This window comes from Flavobacterium sp. RNTU_13 (assembly GCF_046614455.1).
GTDB lineage: Bacteria > Bacteroidota > Bacteroidia > Flavobacteriales > Flavobacteriaceae > Flavobacterium.
Window position 1 is genome coordinate 165,103 of sequence record NZ_JBKJHB010000005.1, and the last position, 20,783, is coordinate 185,885.

Below are 20,783 nucleotides of genomic sequence, written 5' to 3' on the forward strand. Positions count from 1 at the left end.
CGTAAATCAGCAAATGCCTATGAGGCCTGCTCTAAAGGGCGGGTTATGTAACAGTAAATAAGCAGTAGCCCGGGTAGTATAATTACCGGTAGCCCCCACAGTTTGCCCGCAATAGCACCTAAAAAGCAGCCTGCCAAAAAGCCCAATATTGCATACAGTTGTTTTTTAAGGCTAAGGGCCGCTTCAGGGTGGTTAAAACCTGTTTTAAACAATGTTCCCAGATCCAGCGATGCCTGGGTTACGTTTCCTGTCATCATGGTTGTAGGGCCGTGGGTTTCTTTAGCATACAGTTTTCCAAATGCATTTTGTAATCCCATAGCGCATACTACCACCATAGCGACTACATATACTAACCAGTTATTGTTTTGCTGTGTGCTAAGTATAGCTATTACAGCGGCTAGGAGCAGGATTAAACCCTCAAAAAGCAACAGCCTGTAGCGGTTTTTAGGTGCTGCACCTATGCGCCCGCCCGCAATTACCGATAGTATAAATACCGGAAATGTAAGCAGCTTAATCCATGCCTGCCATTCTGATCCTTTTACCAGCTGGTACGCAAATACAATAAAGTTACCGGTAACGTGTGCCGAAAATATGGCATCGGCAGCTACAAAGGTTACCGTATCACAATAGCCTGCAATGAGCGCCAGCAGCAGGGTAATTGTACCTGTTTTTTTTAAGGTGTCCATAGCTTATTATTTAAGGTGCGCCCTAAGCATCCATGCTATTTTTTCGTGGGTTTCCATAAGCCCGGTAATAAAGTCGCTGGTGCCATAGTCTTTAAATCCCGTTGCAAACAAATTAATGTTCTCGCGCAGTCTGATAATTATAGTTTCATGGTCTATAAGCAGTTCTTTAATAAAGCCCAGGCTGTCGTTATTTTCGCTTTTAGCCTCAGTAAGGTGCGTTAGTTCTAAGTATTGCTTTAATGTTGCCGGTGCATAATGGCCCAGTGTACGTATGCGTTCGGCAACGCTGTCTATGATTTCTGAAAGCTGGTTATACTGCTGCTCAAAAAACAAGTGCTTGCTGTAAAAGTCGTAACCCTCTACATTCCAATGGGCGTTTCGGGTTTTGGTGTACAGTACAGTTTCGTCTGCCAGTAGTGTACAAAGCGATTTAGCTACCTCGGCCATGCCCGATGGCGTAATGCCAATTTTTGTTTCCATAATATCAGGGGGTTAAAAGGTTAAGTATATAGTTGTCTAAAGAGTAAGTTCCTGCCCCCAGTGCCAGTAATAGCAGTAATGCAATGGTGTACATAAAGGGCACATCGCGCACTTCGGCCGAATCATTACGGTGTACTACCAGGTAGCCTATAGCGGTAACGCCTATGGTAGGTAATACGGCCAGGCGGGTAGCAAATCCTGCTATGATAAGTATAGGGACTACAGTATCTGCAAAGGTGGCTACAAGGCCATTTAGTTTTTCGGGCAGGTGAAGCGGGTTAGGTACCACTTCGCGCTCTCCGTTTTGCAGCCTGAATTTTTTCATGCCGTGTACCCTAAACAGCTGCTGGGCAACCAGCACCCTGAAAACCAGGAGTGCTGCGTTGTTAAACGGGCTGCCAGCATCAGAAAAAAAGATGAAATTAAAGATTTCCATACCGTGTGTTTTTTAAAAAGCAAAACATGAACAGCCAAAGGCTCCCCAGAAAGCAGTGTAGTTGTTTACGGGGATGTTGCTCATACGTGCCTTGTTATGATCGTGCGCGTGTACGTTACAGGCTCCTGCACAGTTATGTACGGTACTGGCTACGTGATTGTGGTTGTGGGGCGTAGCGGTTACATTATTGCTGCTAAGTTTTTTACCGTGTACATCGGCACTGTAGTAACCGTTATAGCTGTTTGTGGGCGACCAGTCTGGCAGTATAGGTATAACAGGGGGAGTGTATGATGAAAAATCGCCTTTAGCATACACTATTTTGCCGTCTACTACTGTTAGTTCTGCTTCTATTTTTTTTACGTCTTCTTCAGATACAGTAAAGTAGTCGCGGTCCAGTACGGCAAGGTCTGCCAGCATACCGGTTTTAATATCGCCCTTTTTTGCCTGTTCCTGGCTGAACCATGCGCTGCCCCTGGTGTACAGTTCTAAAGCAGTTTGCCTGTCTAGCCTGGTGTCATGATACAGCTGCAATCCGCCTACCGTTTTACCTGCGGTAAGCCAGTACATGCCTACCCATGGATTGTAGCTGCTCACCCTTGTAGCGTCAGACCCTGCACCTACCGGTACTTCCATTTCCAGCATTTTTTTAATCGGAGGGGTGCTTTCGGCGGCTACAGCACCGTAGCGGTCTGTAAAATATTCGCCCTGATAAGCCATGCGGCTTTGTATGGCTATGCCGCCGCCCAGTTTTTTTACACGTTCTATATTGTGCTCGTCTATGGTTTCGGCATGGTCAAAAATCCACGGCAATCCGTTAAAAGGAATTTCTTGGTTTATTTTTTCAAATACATTTAAGAAACGCGTTATGCTCTCATTATATGTGGCATGCAAACGGAAAGGCCAGCGGTTTTCTACCAAAAGGCGTACAACTTTTTCGAGTTCGGCCTCCATGTTTTCGGATAAATCAGGCATCGGCTGCAGAAAGTCTTCAAAATCAGCAGCTGAAAATACCAGCATTTCGCCGGCACCATTATGGCGGTACATATCGTCGCCCTGGTACAGTTTAACGTTGTCTATCCAGTCGCTAAAATCTTCAAACTCCTGTTTAGGGCGTTGCGTAAACAGGTTGTATGCTATACGTACGGTAAGCTGTTTCTTTTCATTCAGTTCGTTAACTACTTTGTAATCGTCCGGAAAGTTTTGGAAACCACCGCCGGCATCTATTACACTGGTAATACCAAACCGGTTAAGCTCCTTCATATAATGCCGCGTAGAATTTATTTGGTGCTCGTACGACAATTTAGGGCCTTTTGCAAGGGTTGAATAAAGTATAAGGGCATTTGGTGTAGCTATAAGCATGCCTGTAGGATTGCCTTTACTGTCGCGTTCTATATGGCTTCCCGGAGGAGCTGGCGTATCTTTAGTGTAGCCCACAGCCCTTAGTGCGGCAGCATTTAGCAAAGCCCTGTCATACAGGTGTAATATAAAAACCGGTGTATCGGGTGCTATTTCATTTATTTCCTGAAGGGTGGGCATACGGCGTTCGGCAAACTGAAATTCGCTCCATCCGCCCACCACGCGTACCCATTGTGGCGATGGGGTTATATCTACCTGCTCCTTAAGCATACGCATAGCATCAGACAGAGAGGGTACACCGTCCCATCTTAGTTCCAGGTTATAGTTAAGCCCTCCTCGTATCAGGTGAATATGCGAGTCATTAATACCCGGCACCACACGTTTTTGTTTCAGGTCTATGATTTGGGTAGATGCCGTGCTAAAAGTCATAATATCGCTATCAGTACCTACAGCTATAAATTTGCCGTCTTTAATGGCAACAGCTGTAGCACCCTTGTTTTCCGGTACATGGCTGTATATTTTTCCGTTGTAAAGAATAAGGTCAGCTTTCATGGTGCTATTTTTTCAGGTTATTTATGGCTTCGTTAATTCCCTGTCCGGCCACTTCAAAGAAGGCGGGACCCGCCAGCAGGGTAACTTTTTTAAGTGGTTTAAAGTGAGCAAGGTCTTGTGCTCTTAGCCATAGTTCGCTGCGATATGCTTCAAAAATTCCTTCTGTAACATATTCTGCCACTTTAGCGGTTGGCGAATCTATTCCTGCGTCTTTAAGGTCGCTGGCAAAGGCAAAATGCGTTACCCCAAGGCGTAGTGCCTCTCTCGTGGCTACGCTGCCCACCTGTTTCATTAGTTCAGCATTAAATTTATTACGGTCGCCCAGGCCAATAAGCAGCAGTTTTGGCGCGCCAAGCAATCCTTTTGCAGGGGTTAACAAAACTGTTTCCAACGCGTGTCCGTTAAATTTTCCTGCTTTACGCAATTCGGTAAGCTGATGATTTAAAGCATCGTCCAGGTGAACCAACCCGTTTAGCTGGGCAGGAAGGGCAGGAGGGGAGTTAAAAATATCGCCTTCGGTGTATTCAAAAACACAGGCTACCTGAAGTTCTGATTTTGCTGCCGATGGTCCTTGTACTAAGCCTTCTACAGCCACACTTTCTACGGTACCCCATATTTTTGAGGTACCTATGGCAGTCATTTTATCCTGGGCGAAGGATGTGGCAAATACAAGCAACAATGCTATTATTGTTGCAAAATTTTTAAAGCGTTTAATTGTTTTCATAATGTAGATGGAATTTAGAATTTGATGGTTACACGGGCATTAATAAATAGCCCGTCTTTTGCATTTGGTATAATATCTTCTATAAACGCGCCGGTTTTAAAGTACTGTACTCCGCCGGTAAAACCCACAAAGGGATTTAATGTATAGGTTAACCCGGCAAGGTAAGCTGTACCTATGTAACGCTTAGTGGAGGTTGCTCCGGGTCGGTTAAAAATTCCGCTGGGGCGGTATACGCCATCTTGCAGTGAATAGCGCCAGTTATATACTATATCCAGCTGTAGGCGAAGGGATTTTAAAACATCTAATGTGGCGTAAGGGTGAATGTCTATGAGGTTTACAGGGCCTATCTGCGGGCTGAACCCAAAGTATCCTCCCTTTGGGTAAATAGGGTTAAAGGTTTGCAGGTTACCATCTCCGGCACGTTTGTCGCCCGAAATGTAGTCATGCCTTAAGTTAATGGTAGGCCTTAACAATGTATTTTCAAACATATACCCTAAGTCAGCGGAAGCGGTCCAGGCGTTTATATTGCCCTTACCAAAGCTGCCAAACTGATACGCGCCTTCCACATTGTAAATAAATCCACCGCCGTAGCGCCAAAATCTTCCGCCTATGGTATGGCGCAGTTCTTTGGCTGTACATTCTTCATAAGGCGAGTAATCACGGCGTATGCCTATATAATATACATCCAGGTTGCCCGCTGCCGGGAAAATGATTTTTCCATAACCTCCCCATAGGTTGATTTGTTTGGTAGGTTTATTGTCAAAAACACCTGGGTATGTGGTGTCTGCCATCATTACAAAAGCATCAACCGATATACGTGCTGAGGTATACATAGCCTTAGCTCCGGTAAAATATAGCCTTGCGTTAGGCCCCTCACGGACTGAAATTAATCGCCCCGAACCATAATCCATTTCCTGCCTTCCTAACCTGAACAATATTTTTTTCTGTTGTTTTTGCCAAGCTGTAATGTCTGCAAAAAGATTCTGTACGTTAAGGCGATCTTCGTCTATGCCGCGAGGCCCGTTTTTGCGTCCGTCCTGTAATGCACTCCGCAACTGGGCAAATATCCTTACCCTGCTGCCCAGGTGTACGTCGGAGTGCAGGTTGTACCGTTGTAGTAAAAAGGAATTGTGACCTATATTTAGCCTTCCCCAGTCTTCGTTGTTAAAATCTACATACTCTGCCCGGGCTTCCCCTCCAAATGACATAAAAAAGTTGTTTTCGCTTTTCATCGGAAAATATTTAAACCGTTGATATGCAGAACGCGCTGAATCCTTCAGGTAGCTGTAATCTTCGTCGTAACGTAACAGCTTAAACGGCTGTGCGCTAAGCACAACACTGCATAAGAGATAAAGAATTATTGCGTAAAGGGCTTTCATAATCATTTGGAGTAAGGGGAGGGGCTGAGACAGGTGCTGTTTTATATTAGTGCTTTAGCATATTGTGCGCGTAGTGTATACCAAGCCCATAGCTTCCGCCATATTTTTTCATAAGGTTTGTAACCGCTTCATAGGTTTCCTGGCGTGCCCAGTCGCGTTGCAGTTCCAGTAGGTATTGAATAGACGTTATGGGTTTTACACCTTCCTGAATCATGCGTTGTATGGCGCGTTCATGCGCTTCGGTGCTTACATCTCCGCAAGCATCGGTAATTACGTACACTTCGTAATCTTCGTGAAGCGCAGAAAGTGCCGGTCCTACAATACAAACGCCTGTCCACAAGCCCGCAAGTACAAGTTTTGCTTTACCTGTGCCGGTAATTGCCTTATAAGCATTTTCATCTTCCCATGTGTTCATGGTGGTACGGTCTATATAACCAGACGTAGCCTGTGGGTAAAATTCTTCTACTTCAGGAAATACTGGGCCAGAGAAGCTTTCTTCGGCAACCGTGGTAACAATGGTTGGCACATTAAAGATTTTAGACGCCCCTGCAATAATGGCTGTGTTAGTCCGTAAAGTAGCCATTTCTATGCTTTTTGTAGCAAAAGCCATTTGACCTTCAAAGTCGATAAGTACTAATGCGTGGTTATCTGGCGATAACAAGTTTTTTGATGGTTTCATAATAACAAGGTTTTTATTTTATTTGTAAGGTAGTCTGCCATTATTTCTCCAATGCGTTAAGTCTTTGTAAATTAGTGTTTTGTGATTTTGGTTTCGAATTTATTTTACGTTATTTCGTAAAATTTAATTTTTATTTTATCGCCCTTGCTGCTGTTGACTTAAGTTTGGCAGGCCATTAAATAAAATGGTATTTTTGCACGAAGAAAATATGCATTATGGTTGTAGAGGGTTTTGTAACGGCTTTAAAAAATCACATTTCGGATAATAGCTTTGTAAAGATTACTTTAGGAAATTATAAAGGAGAAGAACCGGCTTTAAAACAGGTTATTGCCCGTCCGGTACTGATTAAACAACGCTACATGCTGTCTTTTACGTACAGGTACAAGACAAAAGACATCACTAAAAATTTTGAAATTGAAGAAGGTGTTAGGCTTATCGGAAAATGGCTGGAAAATCCTGATAACGGTTTTGGAGTTGCAAATCTTTTCTCAGTAGCCAATACTACGCGCATACAGTTTACAGGTAAAAAATGGCGTGAGGATAATGTTGTAAATGATCCGCCTTTAGCTGTTCCCCAGTTACTACACGACCGTAATAAGAAACGGGCATTACAGGAAGGACGAAAGCATTACCTGGAAGCACTTGGGGTTACCGATGCTAACGGTAAAGTGTATAAACATGCTCAGGACAAGTACAGGCAAATAAACCACTACATAGAGCTTTTAGCTCCTGTACTGAAGCAAATTGAGCCGAATCCAGATAAACCGTTTTCGGTCGCTGATATGGGATCTGGTAAAGGCTACCTTACTTTTGCGTTGACTGATTATCTTACTAATACATTAAAATTGCCGGCACAGGTTACGGGAGTTGAATTTAGAGAAGATATGGTAATGCTTTGTAACAGGATTGCAGGCGACAGTGGGATGGACAATCTTATTTTTGTAGAGAATACTATAGATGGTTATAATCCTGAAGTTTTACCTGATGCAATTATTGCACTACATGCGTGTGATACGGCAACCGATGACGCCATCGCAAAGGGTATAAACAGTAACGCTGCACTTATTGTAGTGGCTCCTTGTTGTCATAAACAGATAAGACGTGCTATAGAAAAAAATAGGGTAAAAAATGAAGTAAGTTTTTTAACACGGCATGGCATTTTTATGGAAAGGCAGGCCGAGATGATTACCGATGGTATCCGAAGCCTGATTTTGGAGTATTTTGGTTATAAAGTAAAAGTGTTTTCTTTTATTGATGATGTAAATACACCTAAAAATGTAATGATTACAGCCTTAAAGCAAAGTGTGCCAATATTACGTAAGCAAGAAATACTTGCAGAGTTACAAACCATAAAGAAAACCTTTGGTATTGATTACCATTATCTAGAGCATTTAGTGTCAATTTGATGTGTTTGTAAAAAGACGTTTTGGTATCAGTTCTATATAGACTTTTTAGTCAAAAATCTTTTTTAATTAAAATTTGTACGATAATAAAAAAAATGTATTTTTGCAATGATAATAATTTAAACCCCAAAATTATGAAAACGAATATTTTAAAATGGTGTTTTTCAGTTGTTTTCCTGTTAGTCGGATTTATTTGCTTTGCACAAGGTTCAACTGCTGAGGATGAATCGGGTAATCCTCTTGAAAATCCGGATACTCCTGTTAATGGAAAGATTATTTATCTAGCTATTGCAGCGGTGTTATTTAGCGTTTTTTATTTTAGAAAAAACAAGCTCGTTAAGTCATAAAAAAAGGTTCTTTAAAGAACCTTTTTTTATGACTTAACGACTGATTTAAACCACTCACAACTGTCGGCAAGTATACACTCGTTATGTTTAGGATTTGTTGGCCTACAAATTTCCCTTCCCAAAAATGAGAGGCTCAAACCTGTATCTTCCCATAAATTTTTAGGTACATGTTTCATAAGATCCTTTTCTATGGTGTCTGCAACTGTAGCTTTTGTTATTCCTAAGCGAGGTGCTACTCTCAATACGTGTAAGTCTACTAGCACGCCCTCCGATGGCCTACCCATTTCACGCAATAAAACATTAGCCGATTTTCTGCCTATGCCAGGAAGTGTGGTTAACTCCTTCATGTTCTCAGGAATATAACCTTTACTTTTTATGATTTTCGCCGTTTGTAATATCCATTCTATTTTATTGTTGTGATATCTTACCCCTTGCAATAGCTGAGTTAGGTCATTTTGATTTGCCTCTGTTAAGGTGTCAATAGTGGGGTATCTGTCAAAAATAGCGGGAGCTAAACTGTTTATGTGATCGTCTCTATCCTGCGCACTTAAAATAACCATTACTAGTAGCTGATAAATATTGCCATAATGTAATGGGTGTCTATGATTCCTGTATTTTTCAATAAGCGGCTTTAATATTTCACCCCAATCCTTATCGTCAAAAAGATCCATATCAACTAGTCGGGTCTTCTTTAAAGTCAATCGAAAGCGAATTTACACAATAGCGCTGGCCTGTTTCTGTAGGTCCGTCATCAAAAACATGGCCTAAGTGACTGCCGCAATTCGCACAAAGTATTTCGGTTCGCTGCATTCCGAAACTGTTATCTTTTTTATATTCCACTTTACCGGGAATGGACTCGTCAAATGATGGCCAGCCGCATCCTGAATGAAATTTTGAATTGCTTTCAAATAACGGCTCACCACAGGCACCGCAACAATATGTACCATTTTCAAAATGCAGATTATAGCTACCAGAGTGTGGAAATTCTGTACCAGCCTGCCTAAGTATTTTATATCGCTCTAAACCAAGCTGCTGCTTCCATTCTTCTTCTGTCTTTTTAATATTATAGTCGCTCATTATGTCTAGTTTTGTTTTCTTGCTAATTTACATGCTTTAAAGCAAAATCCACAGGTTTTTAAACTTTGCTTAACCACTACTATTTTTCTGCAGGGATAAACTTTATTGATACTGAATTGGTACAGTAACGCTGGCCCGTTGTTTTTGCAGGCCCATCATCAAAAACGTGACCAAGGTGTCCACCGCATTTTGCGCACATTACCTCTGTACGTTCCATGCCATAACTTTTATCATGTTCATAGATGACCGAACCCTTTATGGCTTGGTCAAATGAAGGCCACCCACAGTGAGAATTATATTTGTTGTCACTTTTAAAGAGGGGATTTCCACAGGCTGCGCAAACATACATTCCTTTTTCAAAAAACTCATCGTACTCGCCTGTAAAAGGGCGTTCTGTAGCTTTGTTTCTAAGAACATCGTACTGCTCCGGACTTAGCTGTGTACGCCATTCATCATCTGTCTTTGTTATGGCAAATTTCTCAGTCTTTGCAGAAGATTTTTCTGTAGTTTTTTTATCCGCTTTTTTTTGTTGTCCCTGGCAGGAAGTAAGCGTTACAACGCAAACCAATATTAAAATCAAGTTTTTCATAGTCCAAAAAATTTTTGAATTTCTTTAATTACAATTTTGTCGCCTAATATTTTTCGATGCCCTAAGCCTTGCGTTATCATAAGTTGGCTTTCGGTTAAATGTTCCGCTATATGGTACGCAGCGCTTACCGGCACATCCTTATCATCCTGGTCGTGAATAACAAGAACTGGTATTACTACCTCTGTTGCTGCTACGTACGCAGAATAACTGTTAATGGATTTCCCGAACTTTTTTTCTAGCATTTTTATTACCAGGTTACCTGTAGCAACTTCCATGCCCAGTTTGTTCCAAAAACTATCCATGATATCCTTTATTATGTCTCCGCTTCCTATTATCGCTGCCTTATCTGTCTTCATGCCAAGGCGAATGGCATTCAGTAAGGCCATAGCACCAAGTGAATGTCCTACGGCATATTCAAATGGTCCAAATTTTCTTTCAAGCTCTAAAATCGCCGCTATAAATTCGGTCATGTCGCTTGTTTTTCCCGGCGATTTACCGTGTGCAGGCGCATCAAAACTTATGGTGGTGTACCCTTTTTTTACAAAACAATCTGCTATACTGCACAGTTGTGTTCCCCTTCCGCTCCAGCCATGAATTAGTAATATTTTTTTTTCTCCTGTACCGTAACTATATACGTGTATTTCTTTACCTATTTCAGGCACACTAACCCGTTCCTGCATACTATTTCTGTCCATCTCTTGTTCTCTTTTTGGTAACGCATGTTTTACCGGAGTCGTAAAGAGTTTTGTGGCAAATTTTGCTGCAAGTTTAGGCGATGTAGCTTCTAGCACTTTTACGGTTGCAAGTAGTATTTTAGGAACTTTCACGGTGCCGTTGTATTTATTTTCAGTAGGTTTCATAGTAGCAGATTGAGATACTAAAATTACTTATTTTAGTGTTTCAATTTACAATGCATGCATATAATTTGGCAATCTGTTTATTTGCAATACTTTAACTTAGTAGGAATTTTTTTCTAAAAATTTTATCATTCTATTGTTTAATTTTGCGTTAGTACATAAAACAGATCACCATGAAAACAATAAATATCGCCTTTGCAGGTGCATTCATGCTAACAGTAGCGGCATGTAGCACAAATCCGTTTACAGGTAAAAAACAAGTTAATCTTGTACCTAACAGTCAGCTGTTTCCTACAGCATTTACGCAGTACGACCAGTTTTTAAAAGAGAATAAAGTAGTTACAGGTACTAAAGAAGCTGCATTAGTAACCTCGGTGGGGCAAAAAATTAAAGCGGCTGCCGAAAAATACCTTGCTTCGGTGGGTCAGTCGGAATACTTAAATGGGTATGAGTGGGAATATAAGCTTGTGCAGAGTGATGAACTCAATGCATGGTGTATGCCGGGCGGAAAAATTGTTGTGTACACAGGGATATTGCCTACAACAAAAGATGAAGCAGGATTAGCAACCGTTATGGGGCACGAGGTTGCTCACGCACTGCTTAACCACGGGGGGCAACGTATGACAGCAGATATGGCACAGCAATTGGGCGCAGCAGCTCTTGCTGCGGGTACTCAGGGTAAAAGTTCAACAACGCAGCAAATTTTGCAAACCGCTTATGGTGTAGGTAGCCAGTATGGCGCATTACTTCCGTTTAGCAGGAGTCATGAAAGCGAGGCTGACAAAGTGGGGCTTACCCTTATGGCTATTGCAGGGTATAATCCAGACAAAGCACTTGATTTTTGGCAAAGAATGTCTGCTAAGGCAGGTGGAGCATCGGTTCCTGAGCTATTAAGTACTCACCCAAGTGATGCTACACGTATCGCTAACATAAAGAGAGAGATTCCTGCGGCGAAAGCAACTGCGGCAAAACTTGGCGCGAAGTTTTAATATGCAAAACTTTTATTAAACGAAACATAACTGCATTTTCAATTTGAAAGAATATTTAAAGCCACCCGCTAAGGGTGGCTTTAGTTTTTTGTGATTTAATCTTGTGCTTATATCCAAGTCGAAAAAAAAGTTTAGTTTTGGATTACATAAAAACCATGACCATATATGGCGCAACTTGAAAAAGGCAGTAAGAAACTGCTAAACGCCTGGGCTTTTTACGACTGGGCTAACTCTGTGTACAGTTTGGTAATCGCCTCGGCTGTATTTCCTATTTTTTATGATATAACATTTCCCAAAGGTACGCCGGTACTTATATTTGGTACTGAAATGAAGAGTACTGCGGTTATGAGTTTTACCACTGCTTTGGCATTTCTTATTGTGGCGTTCATTTCACCATTTCTTTCGGGTGTGGCAGATTATTCCGGCAACAAGAAAAATTTCCTTAAAGCCTTCTGTTACATCGGCTCACTGTCGTGCGTGGGGCTGTACTGGTTTAGCAAAGACAATCTTTATTTTAGCCTGTTTACCTACCTTATGGGCCTCATAGGATTTTGGGGCAGCCTTGTTTTTTATAACTCGTATTTACCAGACGTGGCGTACCCAGATCAACAGGATGGGGTTAGTGCAAAAGGATACTCTATGGGCTACATCGGTAGTGTGGTATTGCTGGTTGCTGTCCTTGCCGTATTGTTAAGTTCGCCAGAGGATCAGCAAATGCAGGTAATGCGATGGTCTTTTGTATCAGTGGGTGTTTGGTGGATTGTATTTAGCCAGTACACCTATTACTTTTTGCCAAAAGGCAATAAGGCTGAGAACAAAGTTACATCTAAGGTATTGCTTAATGGGTTTAGGGAACTAAAAAAGGTATGGGGACAAATGGAACATAACCGTACGTTAAAGCGTTATTTGGGTGCGTTCTTTGTGTACAGTATGGCAGTACAAACTGTAATGCTTGCCGCTACCTATTTTGGTGCGGAAGAAATTGCCTGGGCAGATAATAGTGCCAAGAGCATGGGACTTATAATCAGTATTTTGCTTATACAACTCGTAGCTGTTGCAGGTGCGGTGCTTACTTCTAAGCTTTCCGCTAAAATAGGTAACATAAAAGCACTTATTTTTATTAACGTGGTTTGGGCAATAATTTGTATTTCTGCCTATTTTGTTACACTACCGGTTCACTTTTATATCACTGCGGGTTTTGTGGGACTTGTAATGGGCGGCATTCAAAGCCTTTCGCGCAGTACATACAGTAAATTTTTACCTGAAACCACAGACACTGCCAGTTACTTTAGTTTCTATGACGTTACTGAAAAAATAGGTATTGTTATAGGGATGGGATTATATGGCGCAGTGGACCAAATGTTTGGGAGCATGCGCTATTCGGTGGTTTTTTTAACGGTATTTTTTGTTGTGGGCATTTTACTGTTAATAAGAGTGCCTCGTGACAAGAAAATGGATAATAGAAGTTAAAAAAAAGTATATATTTGCGCTATAAATCAAAGACTAAGTAATAATGAAAAAAACCAACCTGTTTAAAATTTTTGCGGCCTGTACCGTATTGGTAATGGCTTCTTGTACCACAGAACCTATTGATTCTTCTTCTACAGCTACAGATAATGGTGGCGGTGGTAACAACGGTGGAGGCAACAATAATGGTGGCGGAAACAATGGAGGAGGAAATAACAACGGAGGAGGCGGAACCTCTTCGGGAGATTATTTTCCATTAGCTATTAATAATGTTTGGAATTACGAAAGTAATGATGCAGATAATAACGGACCGGTGAAAATTGCTGCTACAACCACTATTAACGGTAAACTTTATTATAAGGTAGAAAAAACATACACCGCGTCAAACGGAATTGAAGATATAGGAGTGTCTACTGTATATTACCGTAAAGAAAATGGTTCTTATTACCAACGTGTAGAAACTGATTATACTGCTCAGGAAGGTGTAAACATGACAGTTACCCCTATGGAAGTAGAAATTTTAAGAGATAACCTTCCTGTAAACGGAACCTGGAGTGGTACTACGGTTCAAAACTACACATACGATGTAGGTGGAAACTTTATGTCTATGACCTACAATGATACGTTTACTATTATGGAAAAAGGAGTTTCTGTAACAGTGGGGAACACTACATATAACGATGTGATAAAAGTTAAGCATGTGCAAAACACACGTATGCAAATTGCTGGCTTCCCTATCAATCAGACTGCACAATATACCATTTACAACTGGTATGCTAAAGACGTGGGTATGATTAAAACCGAAGGAGCAAGTAGCCAAACTGGTGGAGATACATATTTGCACCTTACCTCGTACACTCTTAATTAAAATTCTATAAAGTTAATATATAAAGAGTCGCCTGGGCGACTCTTTTTTTTGGAAATTTATTTTAGACAACTCTATCTAAATCTTCTGTCGCAGGGGTTTACATTGTTTTTTTTTAGTGATACCTGCCTTACTTAGTAATTTAAAATCTATATTTGAGGTTTAAAATTTATATTATGAAAAGAATAAACGTACTGTCTTTTATGTGGTTAGTGCTGGTGGCCATAGGTTTTACCGCTTGTAACACCGAGCCTGTAGACCCTGCACTGGCAAATAATGGAGGTAATAATAATACCACGGCTGCATTTCAGGTAAATATAGGTGCAGATCTTTACCAGGCTTCGGCTACATCGGGTATTGTGGCTAATAACCAGCTTACATTAACTGCTACAGATGCCACCGGTAAAATGTTTACCATAACGGTTCCTGCAGCGGTAGGGGAGTATTCTAATCCTGCCATTAAATATGTTGCCAATTCTTCGGCAATAGGCTATTATAGTACTACTAATCCGGCAGATAACACAGTAAATGGCGTGGTTAAAATTTTAGCATACAACGCTACTACGCGCAAAGTAAGCGGAACATTTTCCTTTACAGGGTATTACAGCGTAGCGTCAGGCAGTAATCCTCCCATAAGCTTTACCTCCGGTGTATTTACCAATATAGAGTTTACAACTTCTGCTACCAGTACCGGGTTATTTAAGGTAGATGTTGCTAATACTACTTATACGGCTACTTCTATAACTGCCACGCTTGGCATAGGTATGATAAAAATATATACTTCAGACGCCAGTGGAAAACAAGTTGCTATACAGGTTTACGGATACCAGGTAGGCGATTATACTGGATCAAAAGCCTTTGCATCCTACTATGCCAGTGCTACAGACGAAGTAGGGTACAGCAGTAACGATGTTGATATTACAGTTAAAGTAACGGAAATTAATACGGCAAACCGCACAATATCGGGTACCTTTACTTTTGTGGGAGAGGGTGTAGATGAAACAGATACAAAGCAGTTTACTAACGGTGTATTTACAAACGTTCCTTATACAACAGAAAACGCAGATGGAGATGTTATGACGGCAACCATAAACGGTACAGCTTACGATTATAAAAACAGTATAGCTTATGTTACAACTATTGACGTAGGTTCTGGGGAAACAGTAAACTTTCCTGCTATAGGTCCGGATCATGCCATAACACCTACGCTGTCTACAACACTAATACCAGGCAGTTATGCATTATCTTCAGATACCGCTAACCCGGTTCATTTTACATTTACAGATGCTGAAGGTATAGAGCACGAAGTTACCGAAGGTACAGTAGGAATAACCCGTAATTCAAATAACCGCATTGCAGGCACCTATCAGTTTACGGTGAAAAATGATGCCGGAGAAGTAATATATAATATTACAGGTGGTACATTTGACGTTGATTACGGTATGTAGTAAAAACCGAAGATATCATATTAAAAAGGGCTTTTTCATCAGAAAAAGCCCTTTTTGTTTTTGTCTTACTTTTTAGATTCTTCTACAGAAACTTTCCTGAAGTCTTTCATAAGTTTGCTTAGCTCAAGAGCTGATTTACGTGCACGTGTACCGGCTGCTTTGTTGCCACCTTCTATTTGTGCAGTTGCATCTTTTTGAAACGCTTCAAATTCGGCAGTAATTTTTTCGAATAGGTCTTTCATCTTAATTTATTTTATGGGTTGCAAATCTATGATTTTTTGTAAGCTTTTTACTCTAAATGCCCTTTCTTTTAGAGTATTTTAGCACTTTTAAAGATAAGTTGCTTATAATCAGTAAATATTGAAACACTGATTTTCTCCGTTTTTTGCCTTGTATATTGGTTAAAGTTGTGGCTGATACTTACTTAAACAAAAAAAGCAGCGAAAATAGTAATTCCGCTGCTCCTTCAGTATTGTGTATTTGGTGCTTTTTATTTTACGCTTATAGCAAAGCCACCGCCCGGCGCTACAAACTGTTTTAGTTTGGTTTTAGCGTTAACAGTGATTTCTTTTACAGTGTAACTTTGTTGTTTACTATTATTCCACGTGGCATCTGTAGCATCGGCGTAAATGGTAGCTTTAAAGGTTTTTCCTTTTGGCAAAAAGCTAAAGTCTACCACTGCGGTACGGCTGTTTTCATCGGCTACGCTACCTATGTACCATTCGTTTTTGCCTTTTGCTTTACGGGCTATGGTAACATAGTCTCCAGGCTCTGCCTCCAGTACATACGTATTATCCCAGTCTATAGCAACATCTTTTATAAACTGGAACGCATCAGGAAAACGCTCGTAGTTAGATGGCAGGTCGGCTGCCATTTGTAGCGGGCTATACATGGTTACATAGTATGCAAGCTGCTTGGCAAGTGTAGTATTTACGTGCTGCTTGCTTCCGGTGCCGTAGTATCCCAAGTCCAATTGGAAAATGCCCGGGGTAAAGTCCATAGGGCCACCCATAAGGCGTGTAAACGGTAGTATGGTAGTATGTTCAGGGTTAAGGCCACCCATGGCTTCAAACTCAGTACCACGGGCGCTTTCCTGTGCTATCCAGTTCGGGTAAGTACGGTTAAGCCCGGTTGGCCTCACCGCCTCGTGGCTGTTTACCATAATGCCATAATCCGCAGCACGTTCTGCTACGTGTATGTAGTGGTTTACCATCCACTGGCTGTCGTGGTGTTCGCCGCGCGGGATTATTTGCCCTACATAACCGCTTTTTACTGCGGTGTACCCATTGTCTTTCATAAACTGGAAAGCCCTGTCCAGCCTACGCTCATAGTTCGTTGCAGCACCAGAGGTTTCGTGGTGCATTATAATTTTTACTCCTTTGTTAGCAGCATACTGTTTTAGTTCGGCTACATTAAAATCAGGGTAAGGCGTTACAAAGTCAAATACTTCCTCTTTCCAGTTGCCTATCCAGTCTTCCCATCCTATGTTCCATCCTTCTACAAGTACGGCATCAAAACCATGTTTTGCGGCAAAGTCTATATATTCTTTTACCCTCTGTGTAGTAGCACCGTGTTTTCCGTTTGGCGTAAGTTTACTAAAATCGTCGCCCAGCTTTACATTGTTTTCTTTACCGTATGCCCACGTGCTGCGGCCGGCTACAAAGTATTCCCACCATACGCCTATGTATTTTACAGGCTTAATAAAGCTTACATCTTTGTATTTTGTAGGCTCGTTAAGGTTAAGGATAAGCTTAGAAGCCAGGATATCTGTAGCTTTATCGCTTACTATAACGGTACGCCACGGTGTAGTAGCTTCGGTTTGCATATAGCCTTTATTCCCTACAGCATCTGGCGTTAGATGTACGCTCATCTTTTGTGTGGCAGCATCTACGTTAAGGCTCATGGCCGGATAGTTTATAAGCGCCGCCTCATGAATATTTATATAAAGCCCGTCTGCTGATTTCATCATGCTTGGGGTTTGCACCGATGGGGTAGGTATAGGCTGCTGCGCGTTAATTTCTATGGTAGCCTTTTTTTGAAGGGCCGGAATTTCCGAAATTTTCGACGTAGTATAGGCATACTCATTGGTGTCATAATCGCCCGGTATCCAAAATATTTTATGGTCGCCGGCCAACTGAAATTCGGTAAGTTCTTCCTTAATAATAAAGTAGCTAAGACCGTCTTGTTTAGGGAATTCATACCTGAAGCCAAGCCCGTCGTTAAACACCCTGAAACGCAATTTAATAGAGCGGTTATTATTTTGAGACTGTTTTAGGGTAACCAGCAGTTCGTTATAGTTGTTCCTTATGTCTTTTTGTTCGCCCATTATCGGCTGCCAGGTTTCGTCTACCGTTACCTGTTTTGTATCTGCAATGGTAAAACCACCGGTAAACGATGGCACATTTTTAGCCTCGATACCAAGTTTACTGGTTTTAATAACAGCTTTACCTTTGTATGAAAGGCTGTAATACGGCACACCGCTGTTAAGGCTGAATGTTACCGAAAGGTTTTTGTCAGGTGAATTAACGGTTTGTGCCAGGGCAAAGTTACATGCAAGCACAAACACCACTAATGCAGTGATTTTGTTTACGTTTAAAAAACTCATTATGTTCTTAAATTAATTTGGGTGTTATAGTAGTTGCATTAACAGCGCTGAAAAACAATTTTGTGGGTATTTTTCGGGTTTAAAACAACTTTTGCAAAGCTATAAAAATAAGGCTAGCCCGGCCGATTTATATAGTAAAACAATTTTATGTTTTGTGCTAACTTATTACTTTTACTGCTTTATCTTATTTGTATAGATAAATTAAAGGCAGAATGAGCATTGGCACAATGATTGCCTTATTTAAGCGCCGCGTTGCACTGCTGTTCATTTAACCACATTGTGCTAAATTTTAGTTTGATTTTCAGGTGGTTGAGCAGTTGGTTTTGTAAACGAGGTATGACAAAATGACCTACATAAAGATATGCCAAAACAAAAGATAATAAATATTGACAGTTTGTCACTTCACGAACTTGATAGCGATGCAGACCTTATTCCGTTAATGACGCCGGAAGACGAGGAAGAAATGAATAATGAGCAGTTGCCTGCATCGTTACCTATTTTACCTTTAAGGAACATGGTGTTGTTTCCTGGGGTGGTTATTCCCATTACAGCGGGGAGAGACAAATCTATAAGGCTTATAAACGATGCCAATGCCGAAGGTAAGGTAATAGGCGTTGTGGCTCAGAAAGACGAACGTGTAGAAGAACCCGGTGCTGCCGATATACACACTGTGGGTACTGTAGCACGTATATTACGGGTACTTAAAATGCCCGATGGTAATACTACCGTTATCATACAGGGTAAAAAGCGTTTTGAGATCGATGAAGTAACCGAGGAACAGCCTTACCTAAAGGCAACGATACGCGAATTTGCTGAGGAAAGGCCACAGGAAGGTGATGGTGAGTTTTCTACCATCATAGAGTCTATTAAAGATCTTGCTATACAGATTATTAAAGAAAGCCCTAATATTCCTACTGAGGCTACATTTGCCATTAAAAATATTGAAAGCGACTCGTTCCTGGTAAATTTTGTATCGAGCAACATGAACCTTACGGTTATAGAAAAACAGGATTTGCTTACCATAAGCAGCCTTAAAAACCGTGCTCTTGAAACCCTGCGCTACATGAATCTTGAGTTGCAAAAACTTGAGATAAAAAATGACATACAGAGCAAAGTAAGGTCAGACCTGGATCAGCAGCAGCGCGAGTACTTCCTGCATCAGCAAATGAAAACCATTCAGGAAGAACTTGGAGGTGTAAGCCATGATCAGGAAATTGAAGAAATGCGTGCCAAGGGTAAAACCAAAAAGTGGAACGAGAAAACGGCAACGCAGTTTGAAAAAGAACTGGGTAAACTTCAGCGTATGAATCCGCAGGTGGCAGAGTATGCCATTCAGCGGAATTATATAGAGTTGCTGCTTGATTTACCTTGGAACGAATACAGCACGGATAATTTTGACCTAAAACGTGCCGATAAAATACTTAACCGTGATCACTACGGGCTTGAAGATGTTAAAAAACGCATTATAGAGTACCTTGCCGTACTTAAACTGCGAAAAGATATGAAATCGCCTATATTGTGTCTTTACGGCCCTCCGGGTGTAGGTAAAACAAGTATAGGTAAGTCAGTGGCAGAGGCACTGGGCAGGGAATATATCCGTATATCGCTGGGCGGACTAAGGGATGAAGCTGAAATCCGTGGACACCGTAAAACGTATATAGGTGCCATGCCCGGACGTATAATACAAAGCCTTAAAAAAGCGGGTACGGCTAACCCTGTTTTTGTACTGGATGAAATTGATAAACTGAGCAGCAGCCATAACGGAGATCCTTCTTCGGCGTTGCTTGAAGTGCTGGACCCGGAGCAAAACAAGGATTTTTATGACAACTTCCTTGAAATGGGCTTCGATCTTAGCAAGGTAATGTTTATTGCTACCTCAAACAACATGAGCACCATACAGCCTGCATTGCGCGATCGTATGGAGGTAATAAACATGACTGGCTATACTATTGAAGAAAAAGTAGAAATAGCCAGAAAACACTTGCTGCCGAAACAAATTGAAGAACATGGTATAAGTGCCAAGGACATTAACCTGGGCAAAAAACAAATTGAAAAAATTGTTACCGGTTATACCCGCGAAAGTGGTGTACGTGGACTGGAAAAACAAATTGCCCGCGTGGTGCGAAATGTTGCCAAGTCTATTGCCATGGAGGAGGAGTACAACGTTAAAGTAACTGAGGAAGATGTTGTAACGATACTGGGAGCACCAAAAATGGAGCGCGACAAGTATGAAAACAACGAAGTTGCTGGGGTGGTTACAGGGCTTGCCTGGACCAGCGTAGGCGGCGATATCCTTTTCATAGAATCTATTCTTAGTAAAGGTAAAGGCGCGCTTACCATGACCGGTAACCTCGGTACCGTAATGAAAGAATCGGTTACCATAGCGCTTGAATATATCAAGGCGAATGCAGAGCAGTTTAGTATAAGTCCTGAAGTTATTGGTAATTATAACGTGCACATACACGTTCCTGAAGGTGCCACACCAAAAGACGGACCAAGTGCGGGTATTGCTATGCTTACCTCTTTAGTTTCCAGCTTTACGCAAAAGCGTGTAAAGAAACACCTTGCCATGACAGGTGAAATTACACTTCGTGGGCGCGTACTGCCGGTAGGTGGTATTAAAGAAAAAATACTGGCCGCTAAGCGTGCAGGCATTAAAGAAATTATTCTTTGTGAAGAAAACCGCAGGGATATAGACGAAATTAAACAGGACTACTTAGAAGGTCTTACCTTCCACTATGTTAAATACATGGATGAAGTAATAAAATATGCGATTACCGATCAGAAGGTAAAAAATGCAAAAACGCTGTAACCAGCAATTAAAATGAAATAAAAACGGCTAAA

General features: G+C 41.3%; 20 protein-coding genes. 7 read left to right on the top strand and 13 right to left on the bottom strand.

What is annotated here, in order from left to right; genetic code table 11:
* Positions 1-17 precede the first annotated feature (17 nt).
* The 7 genes from ACLI08_RS12860 to ACLI08_RS12890 are packed head-to-tail and all read right to left on the bottom strand — an operon-like array spanning position 18 to position 6,292.
* Positions 18-686 (bottom strand): YoaK family protein, encoded by a 669-nt coding sequence (locus ACLI08_RS12860; RefSeq protein ID WP_411428900.1) that lies wholly within the window; start codon positions 684-686, stop codon positions 18-20.
* A gap of 6 nt (positions 687-692) precedes the next feature.
* On the bottom strand, positions 693-1,166 hold the full coding sequence (locus ACLI08_RS12865) for a Dps family protein (RefSeq protein ID WP_411428901.1): 474 nt from the start codon (positions 1,164-1,166) through the stop codon (positions 693-695).
* A 4-nt stretch (positions 1,167-1,170) separates the two neighbouring features.
* Positions 1,171-1,602 (bottom strand): DoxX family protein, encoded by a 432-nt coding sequence (locus ACLI08_RS12870; RefSeq protein ID WP_411428902.1) that lies wholly within the window; start codon positions 1,600-1,602, stop codon positions 1,171-1,173.
* A 12-nt stretch (positions 1,603-1,614) separates the two neighbouring features.
* Positions 1,615-3,510, bottom strand: a complete 1,896-nt coding sequence (locus tag ACLI08_RS12875; protein ID WP_411428903.1) for an amidohydrolase — start codon at positions 3,508-3,510, stop codon at positions 1,615-1,617.
* 4 nt (positions 3,511-3,514) lie between these two features.
* The gene (locus tag ACLI08_RS12880; protein ID WP_411428904.1) at positions 3,515-4,234 is read right to left on the bottom strand and encodes a M17 family peptidase N-terminal domain-containing protein; all 720 of its coding nucleotides are present in this window, start codon (positions 4,232-4,234) and stop codon (positions 3,515-3,517) included.
* A 14-nt stretch (positions 4,235-4,248) separates the two neighbouring features.
* Positions 4,249-5,613 carry an alginate export family protein gene (locus ACLI08_RS12885; protein ID WP_411428905.1) on the bottom strand — a complete coding sequence of 455 codons (1,365 nt, stop codon included), beginning with the start codon at positions 5,611-5,613 and terminating at the stop codon, positions 4,249-4,251.
* Between the two features lie 46 nt (positions 5,614-5,659).
* On the bottom strand, positions 5,660-6,292 hold the full coding sequence (locus ACLI08_RS12890; protein WP_411428906.1) for a hydrolase: 633 nt from the start codon (positions 6,290-6,292) through the stop codon (positions 5,660-5,662).
* Between the two features lie 215 nt (positions 6,293-6,507).
* Between ACLI08_RS12890 and ACLI08_RS12895 the strand changes: the two genes are divergently transcribed.
* Together ACLI08_RS12895 and ACLI08_RS12900 are read left to right on the top strand one after the other, a co-directional pair.
* On the top strand, positions 6,508-7,698 hold the full coding sequence (locus ACLI08_RS12895) for a class I SAM-dependent methyltransferase (protein WP_411428907.1): 1,191 nt from the start codon (positions 6,508-6,510) through the stop codon (positions 7,696-7,698).
* A gap of 131 nt (positions 7,699-7,829) precedes the next feature.
* Entirely contained in the window at positions 7,830-8,042 is a 213-nt protein-coding gene (locus ACLI08_RS12900) for a hypothetical protein (RefSeq protein ID WP_411428908.1), read from the top strand.
* Between the two features lie 26 nt (positions 8,043-8,068).
* On the opposite strand, the gene ACLI08_RS12905 is transcribed toward ACLI08_RS12900, so the two are convergent.
* The 4 genes from ACLI08_RS12905 to ACLI08_RS12920 all read right to left on the bottom strand — a co-directional run bounded on the left by ACLI08_RS12905 (position 8,069) and on the right by ACLI08_RS12920 (position 10,568).
* Positions 8,069-8,713 (bottom strand): endonuclease III domain-containing protein, encoded by a 645-nt coding sequence (locus ACLI08_RS12905; protein WP_411428909.1) that lies wholly within the window; start codon positions 8,711-8,713, stop codon positions 8,069-8,071.
* Position 8,714: 1 nt separating this feature from the next.
* Positions 8,715-9,119 carry a peptide-methionine (R)-S-oxide reductase MsrB gene (gene msrB, locus ACLI08_RS12910; protein WP_411428910.1) on the bottom strand — a complete coding sequence of 135 codons (405 nt, stop codon included), beginning with the start codon at positions 9,117-9,119 and terminating at the stop codon, positions 8,715-8,717.
* Positions 9,120-9,198: 79 nt separating this feature from the next.
* Positions 9,199-9,708 (bottom strand): peptide-methionine (R)-S-oxide reductase MsrB, encoded by a 510-nt coding sequence (gene msrB / locus ACLI08_RS12915; protein WP_411428911.1) that lies wholly within the window; start codon positions 9,706-9,708, stop codon positions 9,199-9,201.
* Positions 9,705-10,568, bottom strand: coding sequence for an alpha/beta fold hydrolase (locus ACLI08_RS12920; protein ID WP_411428912.1), 864 nt, complete (start codon positions 10,566-10,568; stop codon positions 9,705-9,707). The genes msrB (ACLI08_RS12915) and ACLI08_RS12920 overlap by 4 nt, the downstream gene beginning before the upstream one ends.
* 170 nt (positions 10,569-10,738) lie before the next feature.
* Here ACLI08_RS12920 and ACLI08_RS12925 point away from each other — a divergent pair, with 170 nt between their 5' ends.
* The 4 genes from ACLI08_RS12925 (at position 10,739) to ACLI08_RS12940 (ending at position 15,334) form a co-directional block, all read left to right on the top strand.
* Entirely contained in the window at positions 10,739-11,554 is an 816-nt protein-coding gene (locus ACLI08_RS12925; RefSeq protein WP_411428913.1) for a M48 family metallopeptidase, read from the top strand.
* A 165-nt stretch (positions 11,555-11,719) separates the two neighbouring features.
* Positions 11,720-13,024, top strand: a complete 1,305-nt coding sequence (locus ACLI08_RS12930; RefSeq protein ID WP_411428914.1) for an MFS transporter — start codon at positions 11,720-11,722, stop codon at positions 13,022-13,024.
* A 43-nt stretch (positions 13,025-13,067) separates the two neighbouring features.
* Complete coding sequence (locus tag ACLI08_RS12935) at positions 13,068-13,889, top strand: hypothetical protein (RefSeq protein WP_411428915.1); 822 nt, start codon at positions 13,068-13,070, stop codon at positions 13,887-13,889.
* A gap of 173 nt (positions 13,890-14,062) precedes the next feature.
* On the top strand, positions 14,063-15,334 hold the full coding sequence (locus ACLI08_RS12940; protein WP_411428916.1) for a DUF6252 family protein: 1,272 nt from the start codon (positions 14,063-14,065) through the stop codon (positions 15,332-15,334).
* Positions 15,335-15,399: 65 nt separating this feature from the next.
* On the opposite strand, the gene ACLI08_RS12945 is transcribed toward ACLI08_RS12940, so the two are convergent.
* Together ACLI08_RS12945 and ACLI08_RS12950 are read right to left on the bottom strand one after the other, a co-directional pair.
* Positions 15,400-15,576 carry a histone H1 gene (locus tag ACLI08_RS12945; protein ID WP_411428917.1) on the bottom strand — a complete coding sequence of 59 codons (177 nt, stop codon included), beginning with the start codon at positions 15,574-15,576 and terminating at the stop codon, positions 15,400-15,402.
* Positions 15,577-15,824: 248 nt separating this feature from the next.
* A complete protein-coding gene (locus ACLI08_RS12950) occupies positions 15,825-17,939 on the bottom strand; it encodes a glycoside hydrolase family 97 protein (protein WP_411428918.1) in 2,115 nt (704 codons plus the stop codon).
* A 361-nt stretch (positions 17,940-18,300) separates the two neighbouring features.
* Here ACLI08_RS12950 and lon point away from each other — a divergent pair, with 361 nt between their 5' ends.
* Positions 18,301-20,751: an endopeptidase La gene (lon, locus tag ACLI08_RS12955; protein WP_411428919.1), complete on the top strand. Its 2,451-nt coding sequence runs from the start codon at positions 18,301-18,303 to the stop codon at positions 20,749-20,751.
* The last annotated feature ends 32 nt before the right edge of the window (positions 20,752-20,783 follow it).

What these genes read in the sequence shown, in the direction of transcription:
- ACLI08_RS12860 (WP_411428900.1), bottom strand. Translation starts at nt 686, where the DNA reads ATGGACACCTTAAAAAAAACAGGTACAATTACCCTGCTGCTGGCGCTC.
- ACLI08_RS12865 (WP_411428901.1), bottom strand. Translation starts at nt 1,166, where the DNA reads ATGGAAACAAAAATTGGCATTACGCCATCGGGCATGGCCGAGGTAGCT.
- ACLI08_RS12870 (WP_411428902.1), bottom strand. Translation starts at nt 1,602, where the DNA reads ATGGAAATCTTTAATTTCATCTTTTTTTCTGATGCTGGCAGCCCGTTT.
- ACLI08_RS12875 (WP_411428903.1), bottom strand. Translation starts at nt 3,510, where the DNA reads ATGAAAGCTGACCTTATTCTTTACAACGGAAAAATATACAGCCATGTA.
- ACLI08_RS12880 (WP_411428904.1), bottom strand. Translation starts at nt 4,234, where the DNA reads ATGAAAACAATTAAACGCTTTAAAAATTTTGCAACAATAATAGCATTG.
- ACLI08_RS12885 (WP_411428905.1), bottom strand. Translation starts at nt 5,613, where the DNA reads ATGAAAGCCCTTTACGCAATAATTCTTTATCTCTTATGCAGTGTTGTG.
- ACLI08_RS12890 (WP_411428906.1), bottom strand. Translation starts at nt 6,292, where the DNA reads ATGAAACCATCAAAAAACTTGTTATCGCCAGATAACCACGCATTAGTA.
- ACLI08_RS12895 (WP_411428907.1), top strand. Translation starts at nt 6,508, where the DNA reads ATGGTTGTAGAGGGTTTTGTAACGGCTTTAAAAAATCACATTTCGGAT.
- ACLI08_RS12900 (WP_411428908.1), top strand. Translation starts at nt 7,830, where the DNA reads ATGAAAACGAATATTTTAAAATGGTGTTTTTCAGTTGTTTTCCTGTTA.
- ACLI08_RS12905 (WP_411428909.1), bottom strand. Translation starts at nt 8,713, where the DNA reads ATGGATCTTTTTGACGATAAGGATTGGGGTGAAATATTAAAGCCGCTT.
- msrB (WP_411428910.1), bottom strand. Translation starts at nt 9,119, where the DNA reads ATGAGCGACTATAATATTAAAAAGACAGAAGAAGAATGGAAGCAGCAG.
- msrB (WP_411428911.1), bottom strand. Translation starts at nt 9,708, where the DNA reads ATGAAAAACTTGATTTTAATATTGGTTTGCGTTGTAACGCTTACTTCC.
- ACLI08_RS12920 (WP_411428912.1), bottom strand. Translation starts at nt 10,568, where the DNA reads ATGAAACCTACTGAAAATAAATACAACGGCACCGTGAAAGTTCCTAAA.
- ACLI08_RS12925 (WP_411428913.1), top strand. Translation starts at nt 10,739, where the DNA reads ATGAAAACAATAAATATCGCCTTTGCAGGTGCATTCATGCTAACAGTA.
- ACLI08_RS12930 (WP_411428914.1), top strand. Translation starts at nt 11,720, where the DNA reads ATGGCGCAACTTGAAAAAGGCAGTAAGAAACTGCTAAACGCCTGGGCT.
- ACLI08_RS12935 (WP_411428915.1), top strand. Translation starts at nt 13,068, where the DNA reads ATGAAAAAAACCAACCTGTTTAAAATTTTTGCGGCCTGTACCGTATTG.
- ACLI08_RS12940 (WP_411428916.1), top strand. Translation starts at nt 14,063, where the DNA reads ATGAAAAGAATAAACGTACTGTCTTTTATGTGGTTAGTGCTGGTGGCC.
- ACLI08_RS12945 (WP_411428917.1), bottom strand. Translation starts at nt 15,576, where the DNA reads ATGAAAGACCTATTCGAAAAAATTACTGCCGAATTTGAAGCGTTTCAA.
- ACLI08_RS12950 (WP_411428918.1), bottom strand. Translation starts at nt 17,939, where the DNA reads ATGAGTTTTTTAAACGTAAACAAAATCACTGCATTAGTGGTGTTTGTG.
- lon (WP_411428919.1), top strand. Translation starts at nt 18,301, where the DNA reads ATGCCAAAACAAAAGATAATAAATATTGACAGTTTGTCACTTCACGAA.